The following is a 17,364-nucleotide window of genomic DNA, read 5'->3' on the forward strand; positions in this document are numbered from 1 at the left end:
CGTTTCGGTTCCACCCTCGTCCTGCTTCTGCCCTGCCAAACCCGCCTTTGCGGCGCAAGCAAAATAGCCGTCTCCCCGCCGCTGGCGGGGCCCCTCGGCAATTTGACTGGCGCCCCTGCGACGGATTTGACTGCCGGGCCGCAGGCGAGGGCGGCTCCGAAGCGGAAATCCGGGCGCTCGATCAGGGGCGGTGATCAGCGGGTGGCGGCGATGGCTGTACCTGCGGCATGGCCCGAGGCCCAGGCCCACTGGAAGTTGTAACCGCCAAGCCAGCCAGTCACATCCACCGCCTCGCCAATTGCGTAAAGACCGGGGCGGGATTTGGCCTGCATGGTTTTTGAGGAGAGCGCATCGGTGTCGATGCCGCCCAGGGTGACTTCGGCGGTGCGGTAGCCTTCGGTGCCGCCGGGTGTCAGCTGCCATTGGTTGAGTTGATCACAGAGGGCTTGCAAGGCGGCGTCGGATTGATCGGCGAGGCGGGCCGTCAGGTCGTAGGTCGGGGTGAGCGCCTCTTTCAGATAATCCACCAACCGGGCAGGCAGGTGGCGGGCCAGTTCGGTGGCAATCGCGCGCTTGCCCGCGATCTGCCGCTGGCTGCGCAGCGCCGCGAAAATATCGGTTTCGGGAGCGAGGTTGACTGTAATCTCCTCTCCTTCGTGCCAGTAGGAGGAGAGTTGCAGTACCGCGGGGCCGGAGAGGCCGCGGTGCGTGAAGAGCAGCGCCTCGTCGAAACTGGCGCGCGCGTTGGAAAGGCGCGCGGGCAGGGATACACCGGGCAGGGCGGAAAAGCGTCCTTCGGGGAAGGTGAAGGGGACAAGGCCGGGGCGGGTCGCGGTCAGTGGCAGGGCGAACTGGCGGGCGATGTCATAGGCGAGACCGGTGGCGCCCATCTTGGGGATGGATTTGCCGCCCGTCGCCAGAACCAGATTGCGGCAGGTGACGTGGTGATCCTTGCCGTCTTTGGTCAGTGTCAGGGCAAAGCCATCATCGCGCTGCTCAACAGGGCCAACGCTGGTTTGCAGCCACAATTCGGCCCCGGCCTTTGCCATCTCTGATGTCAGCATCGAGACGATCTGTTTCGCTGAGCCGTCGCAAAAAAGCTGCCCGAGGGTTTTCTCGTGCCAGGCGATACCGTGGCGGTCCACGAGTGAGATGAAATCCCATTGCGTATAGCGCGCCATCGCGGATTTGCAGAAATGAGGGTTGCCAGAGAGGTAGTTGCTGGGATCGGCATAAAGGTTGGTGAAGTTGCAGCGCCCGCCACCGGAAATGCGGATCTTTTCGCCCGGCGCCTTGGCGTGGTCGACCACCAGCGTGCTGCCGCCGGTATGGGCTGCGCACATCATGCCTGCTGCGCCGGCGCCAAGAATCACGGTGTTTACCTGCATAAGGGCATCGACCATGGAATGACCTCTCGCGCAAGGGAGCTGTCCCGGGCGCAAAATCCTGCCGCGCCGGGATCAAGACACTGGTCTGATCACGGGTTTCGCGTTACTGTTCCATTACAGACCCCGAAAAACGGGGCGTATCACGAGGCAAAGAGCGGCGGTGTTTCCATGACTGAGATGGTCTATGGTGCGGTTCCTGTACAATCAGGTGAACCTATTCTTCCCAAATGGTGGCGAACCTTGGACAAATGGACGATGTCCTGCGTCCTGATGTTGTTCGTGCTGGGGCTGCTTCTGGGGCTTGCAGCCTCAGTGCCGCTGGCCGAGCGCAACGGGTTCGGCAATTTCCACTATGTGCAGCGACAAGCGGTGTTTGGCGGGGCGGCTCTGGTCGCCATGGTGCTGACCTCGATGATGTCGCCGACGCTGGTGCGGCGGCTTGCGATCATCGGCTTTGCTCTTGCCTTTGTGGCGCTGGCGCTGCTGCCTATTTTTGGGACCGATTTCGGCAAAGGCGCGGTACGCTGGTATTCGCTGGGCTTTGCATCGCTGCAGCCGTCCGAGTTCCTGAAGCCCGGTTTTGTCGTGGTTGCGGCCTGGATGATTGCCTCGAGCCAGCAGATCAACGGCCCGCCGGGCACGCTGATTTCCTTTGGCCTGTGCATGAGCGTGGTGCTGATGCTGGTGATGCAGCCCGATTTTGGTCAGGCCTCGCTGACGTTGTTCGGATGGGGTGTGATGTATTTTGTGGCAGGGGCGCCGATGCTGCTTTTGGTTGGCATGGCGGCGGTTGTGGTCATGGGCGGTGTGATGGCCTATTCCAGTTCCGAACACTTTGCCCGCCGCATCGACGGCTTTCTGAACCCGGATATCGATCCCACTACCCAGCTTGGCTATGCCACCAATGCTATCCGCGAAGGCGGGCTGTTCGGCGTTGGAGTCGGGGAGGGGCAGGTGAAATGGTCGCTGCCCGATGCCCATACCGATTTCATCGTCGCGGTTGCTGCCGAGGAATACGGGCTGGTTCTGGTCACGGTGCTGATCGGGCTTTACGCCACGGTGGTGGTGCGCTCGCTGTTCCGTCTGATGCGCGAGCGCGATACATTCGTGCGGCTTGCGGGCACGGGGCTTGTCTGCATGTTCGGGGTGCAGGCCATGATCAACATGGGGGTTGCGGTGCGGCTCTTGCCGGCCAAGGGCATGACCCTGCCATTCGTCAGCTATGGCGGCTCTTCGCTGATCGCGACGGGCATTGCCATGGGAATGCTGCTGGCCTTTACCCGTTCGCGCCCGCAGGGTGAGATTGCAGATTATCTGCGTGGCCGCGGTCGCGGCTGACGCACTAGGTACGAAACGACGCGGGTTTATGACACAGAAACTGCTATTGATGGCGGCAGGCGGCACCGGGGGGCATATGTTCCCGGCGCAGGCCTTGGCCGAAGAGATGCTGCGCAAGGGCTGGCGGGTGAAACTGTCGACCGATGCGCGCGGCGCCCGCTATACCGGCGGCTTTCCTCATACGGTGGAAATCACCGAGGTGTCCTCGGCCACCTTTGCCCGCGGCGGGCTGCTGGCCAAGGCGCTGGTCGGGCCGAAGATCGCCGGAGGTATCGCCAGCATGGCCCTGCAGATGCGGCGTGACCGCCCCGATGCGGTGGTGGGTTTTGGCGGCTACCCGTCGATCCCAGCGCTGGGCGCGGCGACATTGCTGGGTCTGCCCCGGATGATCCACGAACAGAACGGCATTCTGGGCCGGGTCAATCAGCTTTTTGCCAAACGCGTGGCGCAGGTGGCCTGCGGCGTCTGGCCGACCGAATTGCCCGAGGGCGCCACGGGCGTGCATGTTGGGAACCCGGTGCGCCGCGCCGTGCTGGAGCGCGCGGGCGCGGCCTATATTCCACCGGGCGATTATCCGATGTCGGTGCTGGTGATGGGCGGCAGCCAAGGCGCGCGCATCCTGTCCGATGTGGTCCCCGGCGCGATTGCAGCCCTGCCCGAAGGGATCCGTCGCCATCTGCGCGTGGCCCATCAGGCGCGCGATGAGGATGGCGAACGCGTCAGCGCCTTCTACGCCGAACATGGCATTGCAGCCGATGTTCAGCCATTTTTTCACGATGTGCCCGCACGGATGAGCGAGGCGCAGCTGGTGATCTCGCGCTCCGGGGCCTCGTCGGTTGCCGATATCTCGGTCATTGGCCGCCCGTCGATCCTGATCCCATTCGCCGCCGCGGCGGGAGACCACCAGAGCGCTAATGCGCGTGGGCTGGTTGATGCGGGCGGGGCGGTGCTGATCCCCGAAAGCGCCCTTGACGTTCAGGCGCTGTCAGAGCAGATCTCTGCCGTTCTGAGCGCCCCCGACGCGGCCGCCCAGATGGCCCAAGCAGCATTAAGTGTCGGCGTTCCCGATGCCACCAATCGTCTGGTGGCTCTGGTCGAACAGCTGGCGGAGGAAGGATAGACCATGACGCCCGCAACCAAATTGCCCGGAGATGTTGGCCCGATCCATTTTGTCGGCATCGGCGGTATCGGCATGTCCGGCATCGCCGAGGTGCTGCTCAACCTTGGCTATGTGGTGCAGGGGTCTGACCTCAAGTCGTCAAAGATCACCCAGCGGCTCGAGAGCCTCGGTGCGCTGGTTTTTGAAGGTCAGCGGGCTGAGAACCTGGAAGACGCCGAAGTCGTCGTGATTTCCTCAGCGATCAAACCGGGCAACCCGGAACTGGACGAGGCGCGCCGCCGGGGGCTGCCCATCGTGCGCCGGGCCGAGATGCTGGCCGAGCTCATGCGGTTGAAATCCAACATCGCCATTGCCGGCACCCATGGCAAAACCACCACGACCACGATGATGGCCGAGCTGATGGTGGCCGGGAATTTTGACCCCACCGTGGTCAACGGCGGCATCATTCACGCCTATGGATCGAACGCCCGCATGGGGCAGGGCGAATGGATGGTGGTCGAGGCGGACGAAAGCGACGGCACCTTCAACCGCTTGCCTGCGACCATTGCCGTCGTCACCAATATCGACCCCGAGCATATGGAGCATTGGGGCGACTTTGATACTTTGCGCGACGGGTTTTACAACTTCGTCTCGAACATTCCTTTTTATGGTGTCGCGGTCTGCTGTACCGACCACCCCGAGGTGCAGGCGCTGGTGGGGCGCATCACCGACCGCCGCGTCGTCACCTATGGTTTCAACGCGCAGGCGGATGTTCGTGCCGTGAACCTGACCTACAAGGCGGGCGTTGCCCATTTCGACATCCTATTGCAGGCGGAAGGTCAGAAGATCGAAGGCTGCACTCTGCCGATGCCGGGGGATCACAATGTCTCCAACGCCCTGTCGGCAGTGGCCGTGGCGCGCCATCTGGGCATGAAAGGCGAGGAAATCCGCGCTGCGCTGGCTGCATTCGGCGGGGTCAACCGCCGTTTCACCAAGGTGGGCGAAGTGAACGGTGTTACCGTGATCGACGATTATGGCCACCACCCGGTGGAAATCGCCGCCGTGCTGAAGGCCGCGCGTCAGGCCGTTGGCGCTGATAGCAATGCTCGTGTCATCGCCGTGCACCAGCCGCACCGCTATTCACGCCTGTCTTCCCTGTTTGATGATTTCTGCGCCTGCTTCAACGATGCCGATGTGGTCGCCATCGCCGAGGTCTTTGCCGCCGGTGAGGACCCGATCGAAGGCGCCAGCCGCGACGATCTGGTGGCGGGGCTGATCCGTCATGGCCATCGCCACGCCCGCGCGCTGCTGAACGAGGACGATCTGGAGCGTTTGGTGCGTGAACAGGCGCGCCCCGGTGACATGGTCGTCTGCCTCGGCGCAGGTACCATCAGCGCCTGGGCCAACGGGCTGCCTGAGCGGCTAAGCAAAAGCCAATAGCCCCCGCGAAAGGACATTGCCATGGCTGAGCCGCTGAAACGCCGTATTGGCCTTGGTCTTCTGACCGCCTACGGCGTCGGCGTCATGGTCGGGGCGGGGATCTACGTTCTGGTTGGGGCGGTTGTCGCCGACGCCGGGATCTGGGCGCCGCTATCCTTTGTTTTGGCAGGGCTGATCGCCGCGCCCACTGCGCTCAGCTATGCGGAGTTTTCCTCACGCGTACCCGAAGCTGCCGGAGAGGCGGCCTTTGTCGGGCAGGGGTTTGGCTCGCAGTCCCTTGCCTTGCTGGTGGGGCTTGCCGTGGTTGTGGCTGGAACCGTCTCTGCCGGCGCGGTGCTACGCGGCGGGGCTGGGTATCTGACGGCGGCAACCGGCGTGGATGGAACCCTTGCGATCATCGCCATGGGGTTGGCGCTGGTGGCGGTGGCCGTGATTGGCGTTCTGGAAAGCCTGTCGTTGGCGGCGGTTTTTACCGCGATTGAGCTGACCGGGCTGGCGCTGGTGATTTGGGCCGGTGGCACCGGCGATGTGTCGCCGGATTGGGCCCTGCCGCAGGACCTGCCGGGCATTACCGTCTGGGCGGGCCTTGGCCTTGGTGCGGTTCTGGCCTTCTTTGCCTTCATCGGGTTTGAAGACATCGTCAACATGGCCGAGGAGGTCTCAGAACCGACCCGCACCATGCCGAAGGCGATCCTTTTGTCGCTGACCATTACATCGATCATCTATGCGCTGGTCTGCTGGGCTGCGGTTCGTACTGTCCCGGTGGCCGACCTTTCGCAATCCAGCAGCCCGCTGGCACTGGTCTGGCAGACAGCGCGCGGATCGAACCCCGATTTCCTGTCCTATATCGCGGTCTTTGCTGCGCTCAATGGGATCCTGGCGCAGATCGTCATGGCCTCGCGGGTGCTGTTCGGATTGGGCAAACGCAGTCCGGCGCTGGCCCTGTTCCATCACGCCCACCCCCGGTTCGGAACGCCGGTGCTGGCCACGCTGGTATTGGGTGCGGCGGTGATCCTGACGGCCCTGTTCTTCTCGGTGGATCGGCTGGCCGAGGTTACGTCCTCGGTGTTGCTGTCGGTCTTTGTGTTGGTGAACCTCGCGCTGATCTTGCAGAAACGCCACGCGCCCGGCGCGCCCTTTCAGGTGCCGATAGCGGTGCCGATTGTGGGGCTTGTTTTGTCCACCATCGCCCTGATTACAGCCGTGGGAGGTATGTTGTGAGCCTGTCCCTGATCCTTGCCGCGCTTTGGGCGCTGACGGCCAATGTCCTGGCCATGATACCCAGCCGAGACAATCACTGGCGCCGCGCCTATGCACTGATCGCCGTCGGCATCCCGATCCTTGGCTATGTCACCTATGAAAACGGTCCATGGTGGGGGCTGGCGGTGCTGGTCGCAGGGATGAGTGTGTTGCGCTATCCGGTGATCTATCTGGGCCGTTGGTTGCGCCGGGTGGTCCTGCGCGGCTGATGGCGGGTTCTACGCGGGGTATGCGGGAGCTCGGCGGTCCTTTCTTCCCATTCGGGTTTGCCTTAAACCCTGCAGGAAACCGAACGAGTGGCACATCATGACCGAAATCACTAAATCCCTTCCTGCCGTGCGTGGACGCCTGACCGAGGGGCGCAGCCTGTCGGAGCTGACCTGGCTGCGTGTGGGCGGGCCTGCGGATGTGTTGTTTCAGCCTGCGGATATCGATGATCTTCAGGAGTTCCTGTGCGCCCTGCCTGAGGATGTTGCGGTCTTTCCCATGGGCGTCGGCTCGAACCTGATCGTGCGGGATGGGGGTATCCGCGCAGTGGTGATCCGGCTGGGGCGTGGCTTCAACCAGATTGAAATCGACGGCGATACCGTCACCGCAGGCGCTGCGGCGCTGGATGCCCATGTGGCACGCAAGGCGGCTGACGCGGGGCTGGACCTGACCTTTCTGCGCACCATCCCCGGATCGATCGGCGGCGCGGTGCGGATGAATGCGGGCTGTTATGGATCATATACGGCGGATGTATTCCAGTCGGCGACGGTAGTGACCCGCGCGGGCGAGCTGCAACAGATTGGGGCCGGGGATCTGAACTTCGCCTATCGCCAGACCGCGTTTCCCGAGGGTGCGGTTCTTGTCTCTGCCACCTTCAAGGCACCAAAAGGCGCGCCCGAGGTGCTTCATGCCCGCATGGAAGAGCAGCTGAAGAAGCGCGATGAGACACAGCCGGTCAAGGATCGTTCGGCCGGCTCCACCTTTCGCAATCCGGCGGGGTTTTCCTCGACCGGGCAGGCGGGGGATGTGCACGATCTAAAAGCCTGGAAAGTGATCGAGGATGCCGGTCTGCGCGGTGCCCGCCTTGGTGGTGCGCAGATGAGCGAGAAACATCCGAATTTCCTGATCAATACCGGGGATGCCACCGCCGCCGATCTGGAGGCGTTGGGAGAAGAGGTACGTCGCAAGGTGCTGGAGAATTCCGGCATTACCCTGCAGTGGGAAATCATGCGGATCGGCGAGAACCTGCCGGACTAAAGTGGCGGCAGCCCTGTCAGTGTCACCCGTAATCCACGCCGCGCTGGGCGAGTGTGGGTAATTCGCAATCATTCGCTCCGGCATGATTGTTTTGGCTGGAACGGCGTGTGAAATTGGGGCAAGAAAGAGACATCCATTAAGGTTGGTAAAGAGGACGTTAAGGTCCCGGTAACTCTTTGGGCAGTATGATGACCTATGGGACGTGATTTGCCGCGCCCCACGGCATGATTGCCTTCTGATGCAAGCAAAAGGATCTCTGTCGCCGATGCGGTGGTGATCCCAGAATAATGAACGCGGTCGAATAACGGACGCGAGAAGCAGGGGCGTTAAGCCCGATGAATTGAGGCACTTGTGGTGAGTGAGTCGAGCAGGACACTCCCGACAGTGGCGGTATTGATGGGCGGCCCCTCGGCTGAGCGTGAGGTGTCCCTGTCCTCCGGGCGTGAATGCGCCGCCGCGCTAAGGGGCGAAGGCTATCAGGTGATCGAACTGGACGCGGGTCCAGATCTGTGTGCGCAGCTTGAGGCTGCGGCACCTGACGTCGTGTTCAATGCGCTGCACGGTCGCTGGGGCGAAGACGGCTGCGTGCAGGGCCTTCTGGAATGGATGCGTATTCCCTATACCCACTCTGGTGTGCTGGCCTCGGCGTTAGCGATGGACAAACAGCGCAGCAAATCCCTGTTCCGCAGCGTTGGCCTGCCGGTGGTCGCCAGCGAAATCTTTGCCCGCTCTGAGGTCGAGGCGTCCCACGTGATGGCGCCTCCCTATGTGGTTAAACCCAATAATGAAGGCTCCAGCGTTGGAATCTACCTGGTGCATGAGGCCGCCAATGCGCCGCCGAAACTCTCGGACGACATGCCCGATCAGGTGATGGTTGAAACCTATGCCCCGGGGCGCGAGCTGACCGCGACCGTGATGGGCGACAAGGCACTGACCGTGACCGACATTCTGACCGATGGCTGGTACGATTATGATGCGAAATATCAGCCGGGCGGATCGCGCCATGTGCTGCCTGCGGATCTGCCGCAGGAGATTTTCGATCTGTGCCTGGAATACGCCAAACGCGCCCATGATGCACTGGGCTGCCGCGGTGTCAGCCGCACCGATTTCCGCTGGGACGAAAGCCGCGGCGCCGAGGGGCTGATCATTCTGGAAACCAACACTCAGCCCGGCATGACGCCGACTTCGCTGGCGCCCGAGCAAGCCGAACATTTCGGCATCACCTTTGGGCAGCTTTGCGCATGGATGGTGGAGGACGCCTCATGCGGTCGCTGATCCGGCGCAAGAGCAAGGAACACAGCGGAGCGTCCGATCCGGCGCCTTCGCGCCTGAAATACCGGTTGCAGCGCTGGATGCTGACGCCAGGGATCCGGTTCGGTCTGCGGGTCGGGGTGCCGATCTGCCTGCTGGCTGCGGCGGGAACCGCGTTTCTGGCGGATGAAGGGCGGCGCGACGCCTTGCAGGGCACGATCAATTCGATCCGCGCCTCGATCGAGGAGCGTCCTGAATTCATGGTCAACGTCATGGCCATCGACGGGGCAGGGACCAGCGTCTCCGAAGACATCCGCGAAGTGGTGCCGCTCGATTTTCCGATCAGCTCCTTCGATCTGGATCTGGGCCAGATCCGCGATGTGATCGAAGGACTTGACCCGGTGCGCACCGCCAGCGTGCGGATCCGCCCGGGCGGTATTCTTCAGGTCAATGTGGAAGAACGTAAACCGGCGCTGATCTGGCGTAGCCGCGACGGGCTGGCGCTTCTGGATGAAACCGGCGCGCATGTGGCCGAGTTGGGACAGCGGAGGCTGCATCCTGATCTGCCGCTCATTGCCGGGCGTGGGGCCAATCGCGAGGCCGAGGAGGCGATGCGGCTTCTGGCAGCAGCCAGCCCGCTTGGCGACCGGCTGCGGGGGTTGGTACGGGTTGGCGAACGGCGTTGGGACGTGGTTCTGGATCGCGGTCAGCGGATCATGCTGCCCGAGGACAACCCGGTGCAGGCGCTGGAGCGGGTGATCGTGGTCAGCGAGGTCAAGGATCTGCTGGAGCGTGATGTCGCCGCCGTAGATATGCGGATCGCGGCGCGACCGACGGTCCGGATGACAGAAAATGCAGTGGAAAACTGGTGGCGGATCAGGGAAATGAACGGGGGTGGGCTGTAAGATGACGGATCTTTATCAATCGCAGCGTGCCATGCGGCAGATGCGGCGGCAGGCATTGCAGCGCGGTGTCGTGGCCATTCTGGATGTAGGCAGTTCCAAGATTGCCTGTCTTGTCCTGCGATTTGATGGCTCTGCCCAACCTAATGAAGACAGTGCTATCGGGTCGCTTGCCGGTCAATCCGGCTTCCGGGTTATCGGCGCCGCGACCACCCGCTCGCGCGGGGTGCAGTTCGGTGAAATCTCCGCCATGCAGGAAACCGAACGGGCCATCCGCACCGCCGTTCAGGCCGCGCAGAAGATGGCAGGTGTCCGTGTCGACCACGTGATCGCCTGCTTCGCCGGGGCCAATCCGCGTTCCTACGGTTTGGATGCAAAGGTCGAACTTCAGGCGCAGGAAGTGTCGGAGAACGAGATCGCCCGCGTGCTGGCCGCCTGCGAGGTGCCGGATTATGGCGCCGGGCGCGAAGTGGTCCACGCCCAGCCGGTGAATTTCGCGCTTGATAACCGTTCGGGCCTGTCGGATCCGCGCGGCCAGATGGGGCAGACCCTGTCGGTGGACATGCATATGCTGACGGTGGATTCCGCCACTGTGCAGAACCTGATGCGCTGCATTCAGCGCTGTGATCTGGAGCTGGCAGGCATTGCCTCTTCGGCCTATGCCTCGGGCTATGCGGCGCTGGTCGAGGACGAACAGGAGCTGGGCGCGGCCTGTATCGACATGGGCGGCGGGTCGACCTCGATCTCGGTTTTCATGAAGAAACATATGATCTATGCCGATGCTGTGCGCATGGGCGGTGATCATATCACCAGCGACATTTCCATGGGGCTGGGTGTTCCGATGGCCAATGCCGAGCGGATCAAGACCTTTTGCGGCGGCGTTCATGCCACCGGCGCCGACGACCGCGATATGATCGATATTGGCGGGGATACCGGCGACTGGGAGCACGATCGGCGCACCGTCAGCCGGGCCGAGCTGATCGGCATCATGCGTCCCCGGGTCGAGGAGATCCTGGAAGAGGTGCGGGTCCGCCTGGATGCGGCCGGGTTTGAATACCTGCCCAGCCAGCAGATCGTGCTGACCGGTGGCTCTAGCCAGATTATGGGGCTTGATGCCCTGGCCAGTCGTATCCTCGGCCAGCAGGTGCGCCTCGGACGTCCACTTCGCGTCCACGGTCTGCCGCAATCGGCGACCGGGCCGGGTTTTGCCTCGGCCGTGGGGCTCAGTCTCTTTGCGGCGCATCCGCAGGACGAATGGTGGGATTTCGAAATGCCGGTCGACCGCTATCCGGCCCGCTCTCTGCGCCGCGCGGTGAAGTGGTTCAAAGACAATTGGTAAGGCCTGCGCCCACCCCGGTTGAATTTTGGTGACCTGCACCGCACGCGAGGCGATATTGAGCCTGAAAAAAGTCGCCTTTGTGGGCCTTGCCCCCCGTGACAGCGCCGCCCGAAACCGTTAGTTTCGGGTTAACGGACGCATTAAGCGACGAGTCTGAAGGCCGGGCAGTGGCCAGACCGCGATAACTCAGAATATGAATTCGGTGCCTATGGGCGTCGGGGTTTTCTGGTGTTTGTGGGGGAGCTGCTATTTAACCGCTAGATCTGTCGTCTTAGGCGAAATACCGCAGATTTCCATGGATCAGGGGCCATATTTTGTAGCCGCCGACGCTTTTTGGGATGACGCGACTCCGAGGCTGCGGTACAATTTCCGCAGAAAAGTCAGGAAAAGGCCCTTGCGGGAGGGCTATCAACACAGGCGGAAAGAGCATGACATTGAACCTTTCGTTGCCCGGACAGGAAGAGCTGAAGCCAAAGATCACCGTATTCGGTGTCGGTGGCGCGGGTGGAAACGCGGTCAACAATATGATCGAGAAGGCGCTGGAAGGGGTCGATTTCGTCGTCGCCAATACGGATGCGCAGGCCTTGCAGCAAAGCGCCTCGAAAAGCCGGATCCAGCTGGGTATCAAAGTCACCGAAGGTCTGGGCGCAGGTGCCCGTCCGCAGGTCGGCTCGGCCGCCGCTGAAGAAAGCATCGAACAGATCGTCGATCATCTGGCCGGGGCGCATATGTGCTTCATCACTGCCGGGATGGGTGGTGGCACCGGTACCGGCGCCGCGCCGATCATTGCGCAGGCCGCCCGTGAGTTGGGTGTTCTGACCGTGGGTGTCGTGACCAAACCGTTCCAGTTCGAAGGCGCCAAGCGTATGCGCCAGGCCGAGGACGGCGTTGAGGCGCTGCAGAAGGTCGTCGACACGCTTATCATCATCCCGAACCAGAACCTGTTCCGCTTGGCCAATGAGAAAACCACTTTCACCGAGGCCTTCTCGATGGCGGACGATGTCCTCTATCAGGGCGTCAAAGGTGTCACAGACCTGATGGTCCGTCCCGGCCTTATCAACCTCGACTTTGCTGACGTTCGCGCCGTGATGGACGAAATGGGCAAGGCGATGATGGGCACGGGCGAGGGCGAAGGCGAAGATCGCGCCATTCAGGCCGCAGAAAAGGCCATCGCCAACCCGCTGCTGGACGAAATCAGCCTGCGCGGTGCGCGCGGCGTTCTGATCAACATCACCGGCGCTCACGACCTGACCCTGTTCGAACTGGACGAGGCTGCCAATAGGATCCGCGAAGAGGTGGACCCGGATGCGAATATCATCGTTGGTTCGACCCTGGACACCGAAATGGAAGGCAAGATGCGCGTGTCCGTCGTGGCCACCGGTATCGATGCTTCCGACGTGAACACCGACATGCCGGTTGCACGCCGTCCGATGTCGGCGCCGTTGAAGAAAACCGTCAGCGTTGAAGAAACCCGTGCCGCGCCGCTGGAGTTGGACGAGCCGGTTGAACAGCCTGCCGTCGCAGCCACGGAAGCCTCGCACGAGGAGCCGACCCTGTTCGAAGGTCTGGACGCCACCGCATCGCAGCCCGAAGCAGCCCCGGCTGAGACCGAAGCCTATGACGACGACGGCCTGCCGCCGCCTGCCTATCAGCCGCAGGTTCCGGAATTCCAGCCGCAGGCCGATGCCGCCGAAGGCGGGGCCGACAGTTTTGTCGCGCCCAAGGCTCCGGCGCCGGGCACGCCGTCGCCCGAGGCCATCGTGCGTCTGCAGGCCGCCGCGCAACGGGCTCAGCCGCAGCAAGCGGCACCACAGCCCGCGCCGCAACCGCAACAGCGCCCGGCCGCCGCAGCTCCGCAACAGCAGCAGGCGCCCGCACCGCAGCAGGAACAGCGTCGCTTTGGCCTGAATTCGCTTATCCACCGGATGACCGGCAGCGCTGCCGAAGGCGGTGAGGCGAAGCCTCAGCCGGTGCGTCAGCAGCCGCAGGCCCCGCAGCACGCGCCGCAGCAATCCGCCGCGCCGCAACCGCAGCAGCAGGCCGATCCGGATCAGGAACGGATCGAAATTCCGGCCTTCCTACGCCGTCAGGCCAACTGATTTTTCAGAATATCTCGTGAAGAGGGTCGCCATCTGGCGGCCCTTTTTCCTTTTGTTCCAGAAGGTTGCACGCATCTAGGCAGTGTTTTGCCTATTCGTTACAGGGATGTTTCAATCCGTTACAAAGATTGAGTTGAGCCCGCGTGCCCGTTTCCTTACCTATCATCGGCAACACGGCCCCAGATGGCCGGACCCAGAAGAAAGAGGCACAAGGTGCAGAATACCCTGAAAGCATCGGTGACATTTGAAGGCGCAGGCCTGCATTCCGGCCAGCCTGCGCGGATGGTTCTGAAACCGGCTGCGGCGGATCATGGCATCCGTTTCAAACGGACCGATATCGCTTTGGGCAATTCTGTCATCCCGGCCCGCTGGGACTATGTGGAGCGCACCGCGCTGTGCACCCGTCTGGTCAACGCCGCCGGTGTGTCGGTATCTACCGTTGAGCACGTGATGGCCGCACTGGCTGGTTGTGGTGTGCACAACGCCCTGATTGAAATCGATGGACCCGAAGTGCCGATCCTTGATGGCTCCTCGGCGCTGTTTGTGCGCGGGATCATGCAGAAAGGCGTGCGTCGCCTGTCTGCTCCGGTGCAGGTTCTGCAGGTTCTGAAGGAGGTCAGCGTCGAAAAAGATGGCGCAAAGGCGACCATTCTGCCCTGCGACCGGCTGATGATCGAATTCCACATTGATTTCGCTGAACAGGCGATTGGACGTCAGAGCAAGACGCTGGACCTGCGCAATGGAGCCTTTGCCCGCGAGCTGTGCGACAGCCGTACATTCTGCCGCCGCGCTGATGTCGAGGCGATGCAGGCCAATGGCCTGGCTCTTGGCGGTGTGCCGGGCGAGAACGCTGTTGTTTTCGATGGTGAAGAGGTTGAAAGCGGCGAAGGTCTGCGCCATTCGGATGAGCCGGTCCGTCACAAGATGCTGGACGCGCTGGGTGACCTGGCGCTGGCCGGTGCGCCGCTGATGGGGCGCTATATCGGCGAGCGTGCTGGTCATGCCTTGACCAACACCCTGCTGCGGGCGCTGTTCGCAACCCCCGGCGCGGTGCGTCTGGTAGAGTGTGATGCGGCTATGGTGGCCCGCCTGCCGGGGCAGGGGCTGGTTTGGGGGGAAATCCCCGCAGCCATCCGCAAGGTCGCCTGATCCCTGCAGGGATCAGCGCAATCATCAGGACACCGATGGAAGACGGACAGGGGCACTTAGGTGCCCTTTTTCATTTGTACCTGTGGTCCGGCACCCACCGCTGGGGCGCCGCAGGCTTGACCCGGGCCGACAATCTCTGCCAAGTGAGGGCGAAGTGGGTTAAAGGCGTTTTGCACGCCAATTGAATGTGCTAGACCGGGCATAACCGGGGTGGACACCCGCGAGTCAAATGCGGTGAGGTAAGGCAAAGATGATCGGCATCAGGGCAGGAGCCAAATGGATCGGTGCGGTTGTTCTGATGGCTGCATTGTCGGGCTGCGGCGGCGACGGTGGCGCGGCCGAAAAGGCAGGCGCGCTGGACGGCTATACCCCCAAACAGATCTTTGAACGCGGCGAGTTCGAACTGGAACGCCGCCGGTCCAAGGACGCGGCCTTTTACTTCTCCGAGATCGAGCGCCTCTATCCCTATTCTGAATGGGCGAAACAAGCGCTGATCATGCAGGCCTTTTCCTATCACCGTGCCAAGGATTACGAAAACAGCCGCGCCGCCGCTCAGCGGTTCATCGATTTCTACCCGACCGACGAAGACGCCGCCTATGCGCAATACCTGCTGGCGCTGAGCTTTTATGACCAGATCGACGAAGTCGGCCGCGATCAGGGGCTGACCTTCCAGGCGCTGCAGGCTTTGCGCACCGTAATCGAGGTTTACCCCGACAGCGAATATGCCAACTCGGCAATCCTGAAATTCGATCTGGCTTTCGACCATCTGGCGGGCAAGGAAATGGAAATCGGGCGCTACTACCTGCGCCACAAACACTACACGTCGGCGATCAACCGCTTCCGTGTGGTGGTGGAGGATTTCCAGACCACCAGTCACACCCCCGAGGCGCTGCACCGTCTGGTCGAGGCCTATCTGTCGCTGGGTCTGGTGGATGAGGCGCAGACCGCCGGCGCGATCCTGGGGCACAACTATCAATCGACAGAGTGGTACCAGGACAGCTATAAACTGCTGACGTCGCAGGGTCTGAAGATGCGTGACCGGGGGAACAACTGGCTGAGCCAGATCTATCGCCAGTCGATCAAGGGCCAGTGGCTGTAACAGCGTTTGCAACGGAGCAAAGTAATGCTGCGCGCGCTTGATATCCGCGATATTCTGATCATCGACCATCTGGAGCTGAACTTTCAGGCCGGCCTCAACGTGCTGACCGGCGAAACCGGCGCTGGTAAATCGATCCTGCTCGATTCCCTTGGCTTTGTACTGGGCTGGCGCGGACGCGCCGAACTGGTGCGGCAGGGCGCCTCGCAGGGCGAGGTGGTCGCGGAATTCGAACTGCCCGAGGGCCATCCGGCCCATGCGGTTCTGGAAGAGGCAGGCCTGCCAGCCGGGCATGAACTGATCCTGCGCCGCGTTAATACCGCTGAGGGCCGCAAGACGGCTTGGGTGAACGATCGGCGCTGCTCGGGTGAGGTGCTGCGCGCGTTGTCGGAAACCTTGGTGGAACTGCACGGCCAACACGATGATCGGGGTCTTTTGAACCCAAAGGGGCACCGCAGCCTGCTGGATGCCTTTGCCGGGGTGCCGGATCTGCTGTCACAGACCCGCGCGGCCTGGACGACGGCCGCCAAGGCCCGCAAGACGGTTGAGGCCACCCGCGCAGCACTGGATGCGGTGCGCGCCGAAGAGGAATTCCTGCGTCACGCGGTTGAGGAACTGGACAAGCTGAGCCCGGAGCCAGGCGAGGACGAGACGCTGGATGCGCGCCGCCGCCAGATGCAGGGGGCAGAGCGGGTCCGGGGCGATATCGCCCGTGCTCATGCGCTGCTGAGCGAGGGGGCCGATCCGTCGCTGGGCGAGGCGCAGCGCTGGCTGGAAGGTGTTGAGGGCGCCGAGGAGATCGGGCTGACAGAGCCGCTGGCGGCGCTCAGCCGGGCGATGATTGAACTGGGCGATGCGCAAGATGGCGTCGAACGAGTTCTGTCTGCTCTCGATTTCAATCCCGGCGATCTGGAAGATTGCGAAGAGCGACTGTTTGCGATCCGTGCCTTGGCGCGCAAGCATGACGTTCTGCCCGATGATCTGGCCGCCTATGCCGATACCCTGCGCGAAAAACTGGCGGCACTGGATGCAGGCGATAAGGATCTGGCCGATCAGGAGGCCGCCCTGCGCGACGCTGAGGCGGCTTATGTAGCGGCTGCAGAGACGCTGAGTGCCGCGCGCCGCGACAGCGCGCTGGCGCTGGACACAGCGGTGATGGCTGAACTGGCGCCCCTCAAGATGGAGCGCGCGGTTTTTGAAACCCGGATCACCGCAGGCGCCCCGGGCCCGGAGGGCCACGACGATGTTGCCTTTACCGTGGCGACCAATCCCGGTGCCCCGGCGGGTCCGCTCAATAAGATCGCTTCGGGCGGGGAACTGAGCCGCTTCCTGCTGGCCCTGAAGGTCTGCTTGCGCGGTGAGGATCGCGACAAGACGCTGATCTTTGACGAGATCGACCGCGGGGTCGGTGGTGCCACCGCTGATGCGGTGGGGCGGCGCCTGAAATCCCTTGCCTCGGGCGGGCAGGTGCTGGTCGTCACCCATTCGCCGCAGGTCGCCGCCCAGGGCGCGCATCACTGGCGGGTGCAGAAACGCGTCACCGATGGCATGACCCTGTCCGAGGTGGTGCCGCTGAGCGAGACGGAACGGGTGGATGAAATCGCCCGGATGGTGTCGGGCGATACCATCACCAAAGAAGCGCGCGCCGCCGCCGGAGCCTTGCTGACCGGCTGACGCACGGGTCACGGTCCTGTGTGCTCAGTGTTGGTGGTTTGGCAATTTTTCTCTGCTTTGAGGGGGGCAGGAAACTGAAGGCGA

General features: G+C 62.8%; 14 protein-coding genes. 13 read left to right on the plus strand and 1 reads right to left on the minus strand.

What is annotated here, in order from left to right:
• Positions 1 to 194: 194 nt before the first annotated feature.
• Positions 195 to 1,388, minus strand: a complete 1,194-nt coding sequence (locus tag SM765_RS00070) for a BaiN/RdsA family NAD(P)/FAD-dependent oxidoreductase (protein WP_274834451.1) — start codon at positions 1,386 to 1,388, stop codon at positions 195 to 197.
• A gap of 168 nt (positions 1,389 to 1,556) precedes the next feature.
• Between SM765_RS00070 and ftsW the strand changes: the two genes are divergently transcribed.
• The 13 genes from ftsW to recN all read left to right on the plus strand — a co-directional run bounded on the left by ftsW (position 1,557) and on the right by recN (position 17,280).
• Positions 1,557 to 2,726 carry a putative lipid II flippase FtsW gene (gene ftsW / locus SM765_RS00075; RefSeq protein WP_274831772.1) on the plus strand — a complete coding sequence of 390 codons (1,170 nt, stop codon included), beginning with the start codon at positions 1,557 to 1,559 and terminating at the stop codon, positions 2,724 to 2,726.
• A 28-nt stretch (positions 2,727 to 2,754) separates the two neighbouring features.
• Complete coding sequence (locus SM765_RS00080) at positions 2,755 to 3,846, plus strand: UDP-N-acetylglucosamine--N-acetylmuramyl-(pentapeptide) pyrophosphoryl-undecaprenol N-acetylglucosamine transferase (protein ID WP_274833469.1); 1,092 nt, start codon at positions 2,755 to 2,757, stop codon at positions 3,844 to 3,846.
• A gap of 3 nt (positions 3,847 to 3,849) precedes the next feature.
• Positions 3,850 to 5,265 carry a UDP-N-acetylmuramate--L-alanine ligase gene (gene murC / locus SM765_RS00085; RefSeq protein WP_065273049.1) on the plus strand — a complete coding sequence of 472 codons (1,416 nt, stop codon included), beginning with the start codon at positions 3,850 to 3,852 and terminating at the stop codon, positions 5,263 to 5,265.
• Positions 5,266 to 5,286: 21 nt separating this feature from the next.
• Positions 5,287 to 6,486, plus strand: coding sequence for an APC family permease (locus SM765_RS00090; RefSeq protein ID WP_274836694.1), 1,200 nt, complete (start codon positions 5,287 to 5,289; stop codon positions 6,484 to 6,486).
• Positions 6,483 to 6,734 carry a DUF2484 family protein gene (locus tag SM765_RS00095; protein WP_274833475.1) on the plus strand — a complete coding sequence of 84 codons (252 nt, stop codon included), beginning with the start codon at positions 6,483 to 6,485 and terminating at the stop codon, positions 6,732 to 6,734. Before SM765_RS00090 ends, SM765_RS00095 begins: the two co-directional genes overlap by 4 nt.
• A gap of 97 nt (positions 6,735 to 6,831) precedes the next feature.
• Positions 6,832 to 7,770 carry a UDP-N-acetylmuramate dehydrogenase gene (gene murB, locus SM765_RS00100; protein ID WP_274836695.1) on the plus strand — a complete coding sequence of 313 codons (939 nt, stop codon included), beginning with the start codon at positions 6,832 to 6,834 and terminating at the stop codon, positions 7,768 to 7,770.
• Positions 7,771 to 8,124: 354 nt separating this feature from the next.
• The gene (locus SM765_RS00105) at positions 8,125 to 9,045 is read left to right on the plus strand and encodes a D-alanine--D-alanine ligase (RefSeq protein WP_065273053.1); all 921 of its coding nucleotides are present in this window, start codon (positions 8,125 to 8,127) and stop codon (positions 9,043 to 9,045) included.
• On the plus strand, positions 9,033 to 9,926 hold the full coding sequence (locus SM765_RS00110; RefSeq protein ID WP_274836696.1) for a cell division protein FtsQ/DivIB: 894 nt from the start codon (positions 9,033 to 9,035) through the stop codon (positions 9,924 to 9,926). The genes SM765_RS00105 and SM765_RS00110 overlap by 13 nt, the downstream gene beginning before the upstream one ends.
• Position 9,927: 1 nt before the next feature.
• Positions 9,928 to 11,262: a cell division protein FtsA gene (ftsA, locus tag SM765_RS00115; protein ID WP_065273055.1), complete on the plus strand. Its 1,335-nt coding sequence runs from the start codon at positions 9,928 to 9,930 to the stop codon at positions 11,260 to 11,262.
• A gap of 428 nt (positions 11,263 to 11,690) precedes the next feature.
• The gene (gene ftsZ, locus SM765_RS00120; protein WP_274836697.1) at positions 11,691 to 13,361 is read left to right on the plus strand and encodes a cell division protein FtsZ; all 1,671 of its coding nucleotides are present in this window, start codon (positions 11,691 to 11,693) and stop codon (positions 13,359 to 13,361) included.
• A gap of 183 nt (positions 13,362 to 13,544) precedes the next feature.
• Positions 13,545 to 14,510, plus strand: coding sequence for a UDP-3-O-acyl-N-acetylglucosamine deacetylase (gene lpxC, locus SM765_RS00125; protein WP_274831779.1), 966 nt, complete (start codon positions 13,545 to 13,547; stop codon positions 14,508 to 14,510).
• A 250-nt stretch (positions 14,511 to 14,760) separates the two neighbouring features.
• On the plus strand, positions 14,761 to 15,609 hold the full coding sequence (locus SM765_RS00130; protein ID WP_065273058.1) for an outer membrane protein assembly factor BamD: 849 nt from the start codon (positions 14,761 to 14,763) through the stop codon (positions 15,607 to 15,609).
• 24 nt (positions 15,610 to 15,633) lie between these two features.
• Positions 15,634 to 17,280 carry a DNA repair protein RecN gene (recN, locus tag SM765_RS00135; protein WP_274836698.1) on the plus strand — a complete coding sequence of 549 codons (1,647 nt, stop codon included), beginning with the start codon at positions 15,634 to 15,636 and terminating at the stop codon, positions 17,278 to 17,280.
• Positions 17,281 to 17,364 lie beyond the last annotated feature (84 nt).

This window comes from Pseudophaeobacter sp. 1A09344 (assembly GCF_041008745.1).
GTDB classification, from domain to species: Bacteria; Pseudomonadota; Alphaproteobacteria; order Rhodobacterales; family Rhodobacteraceae; genus Phycobacter; species Phycobacter gallaeciensis_A.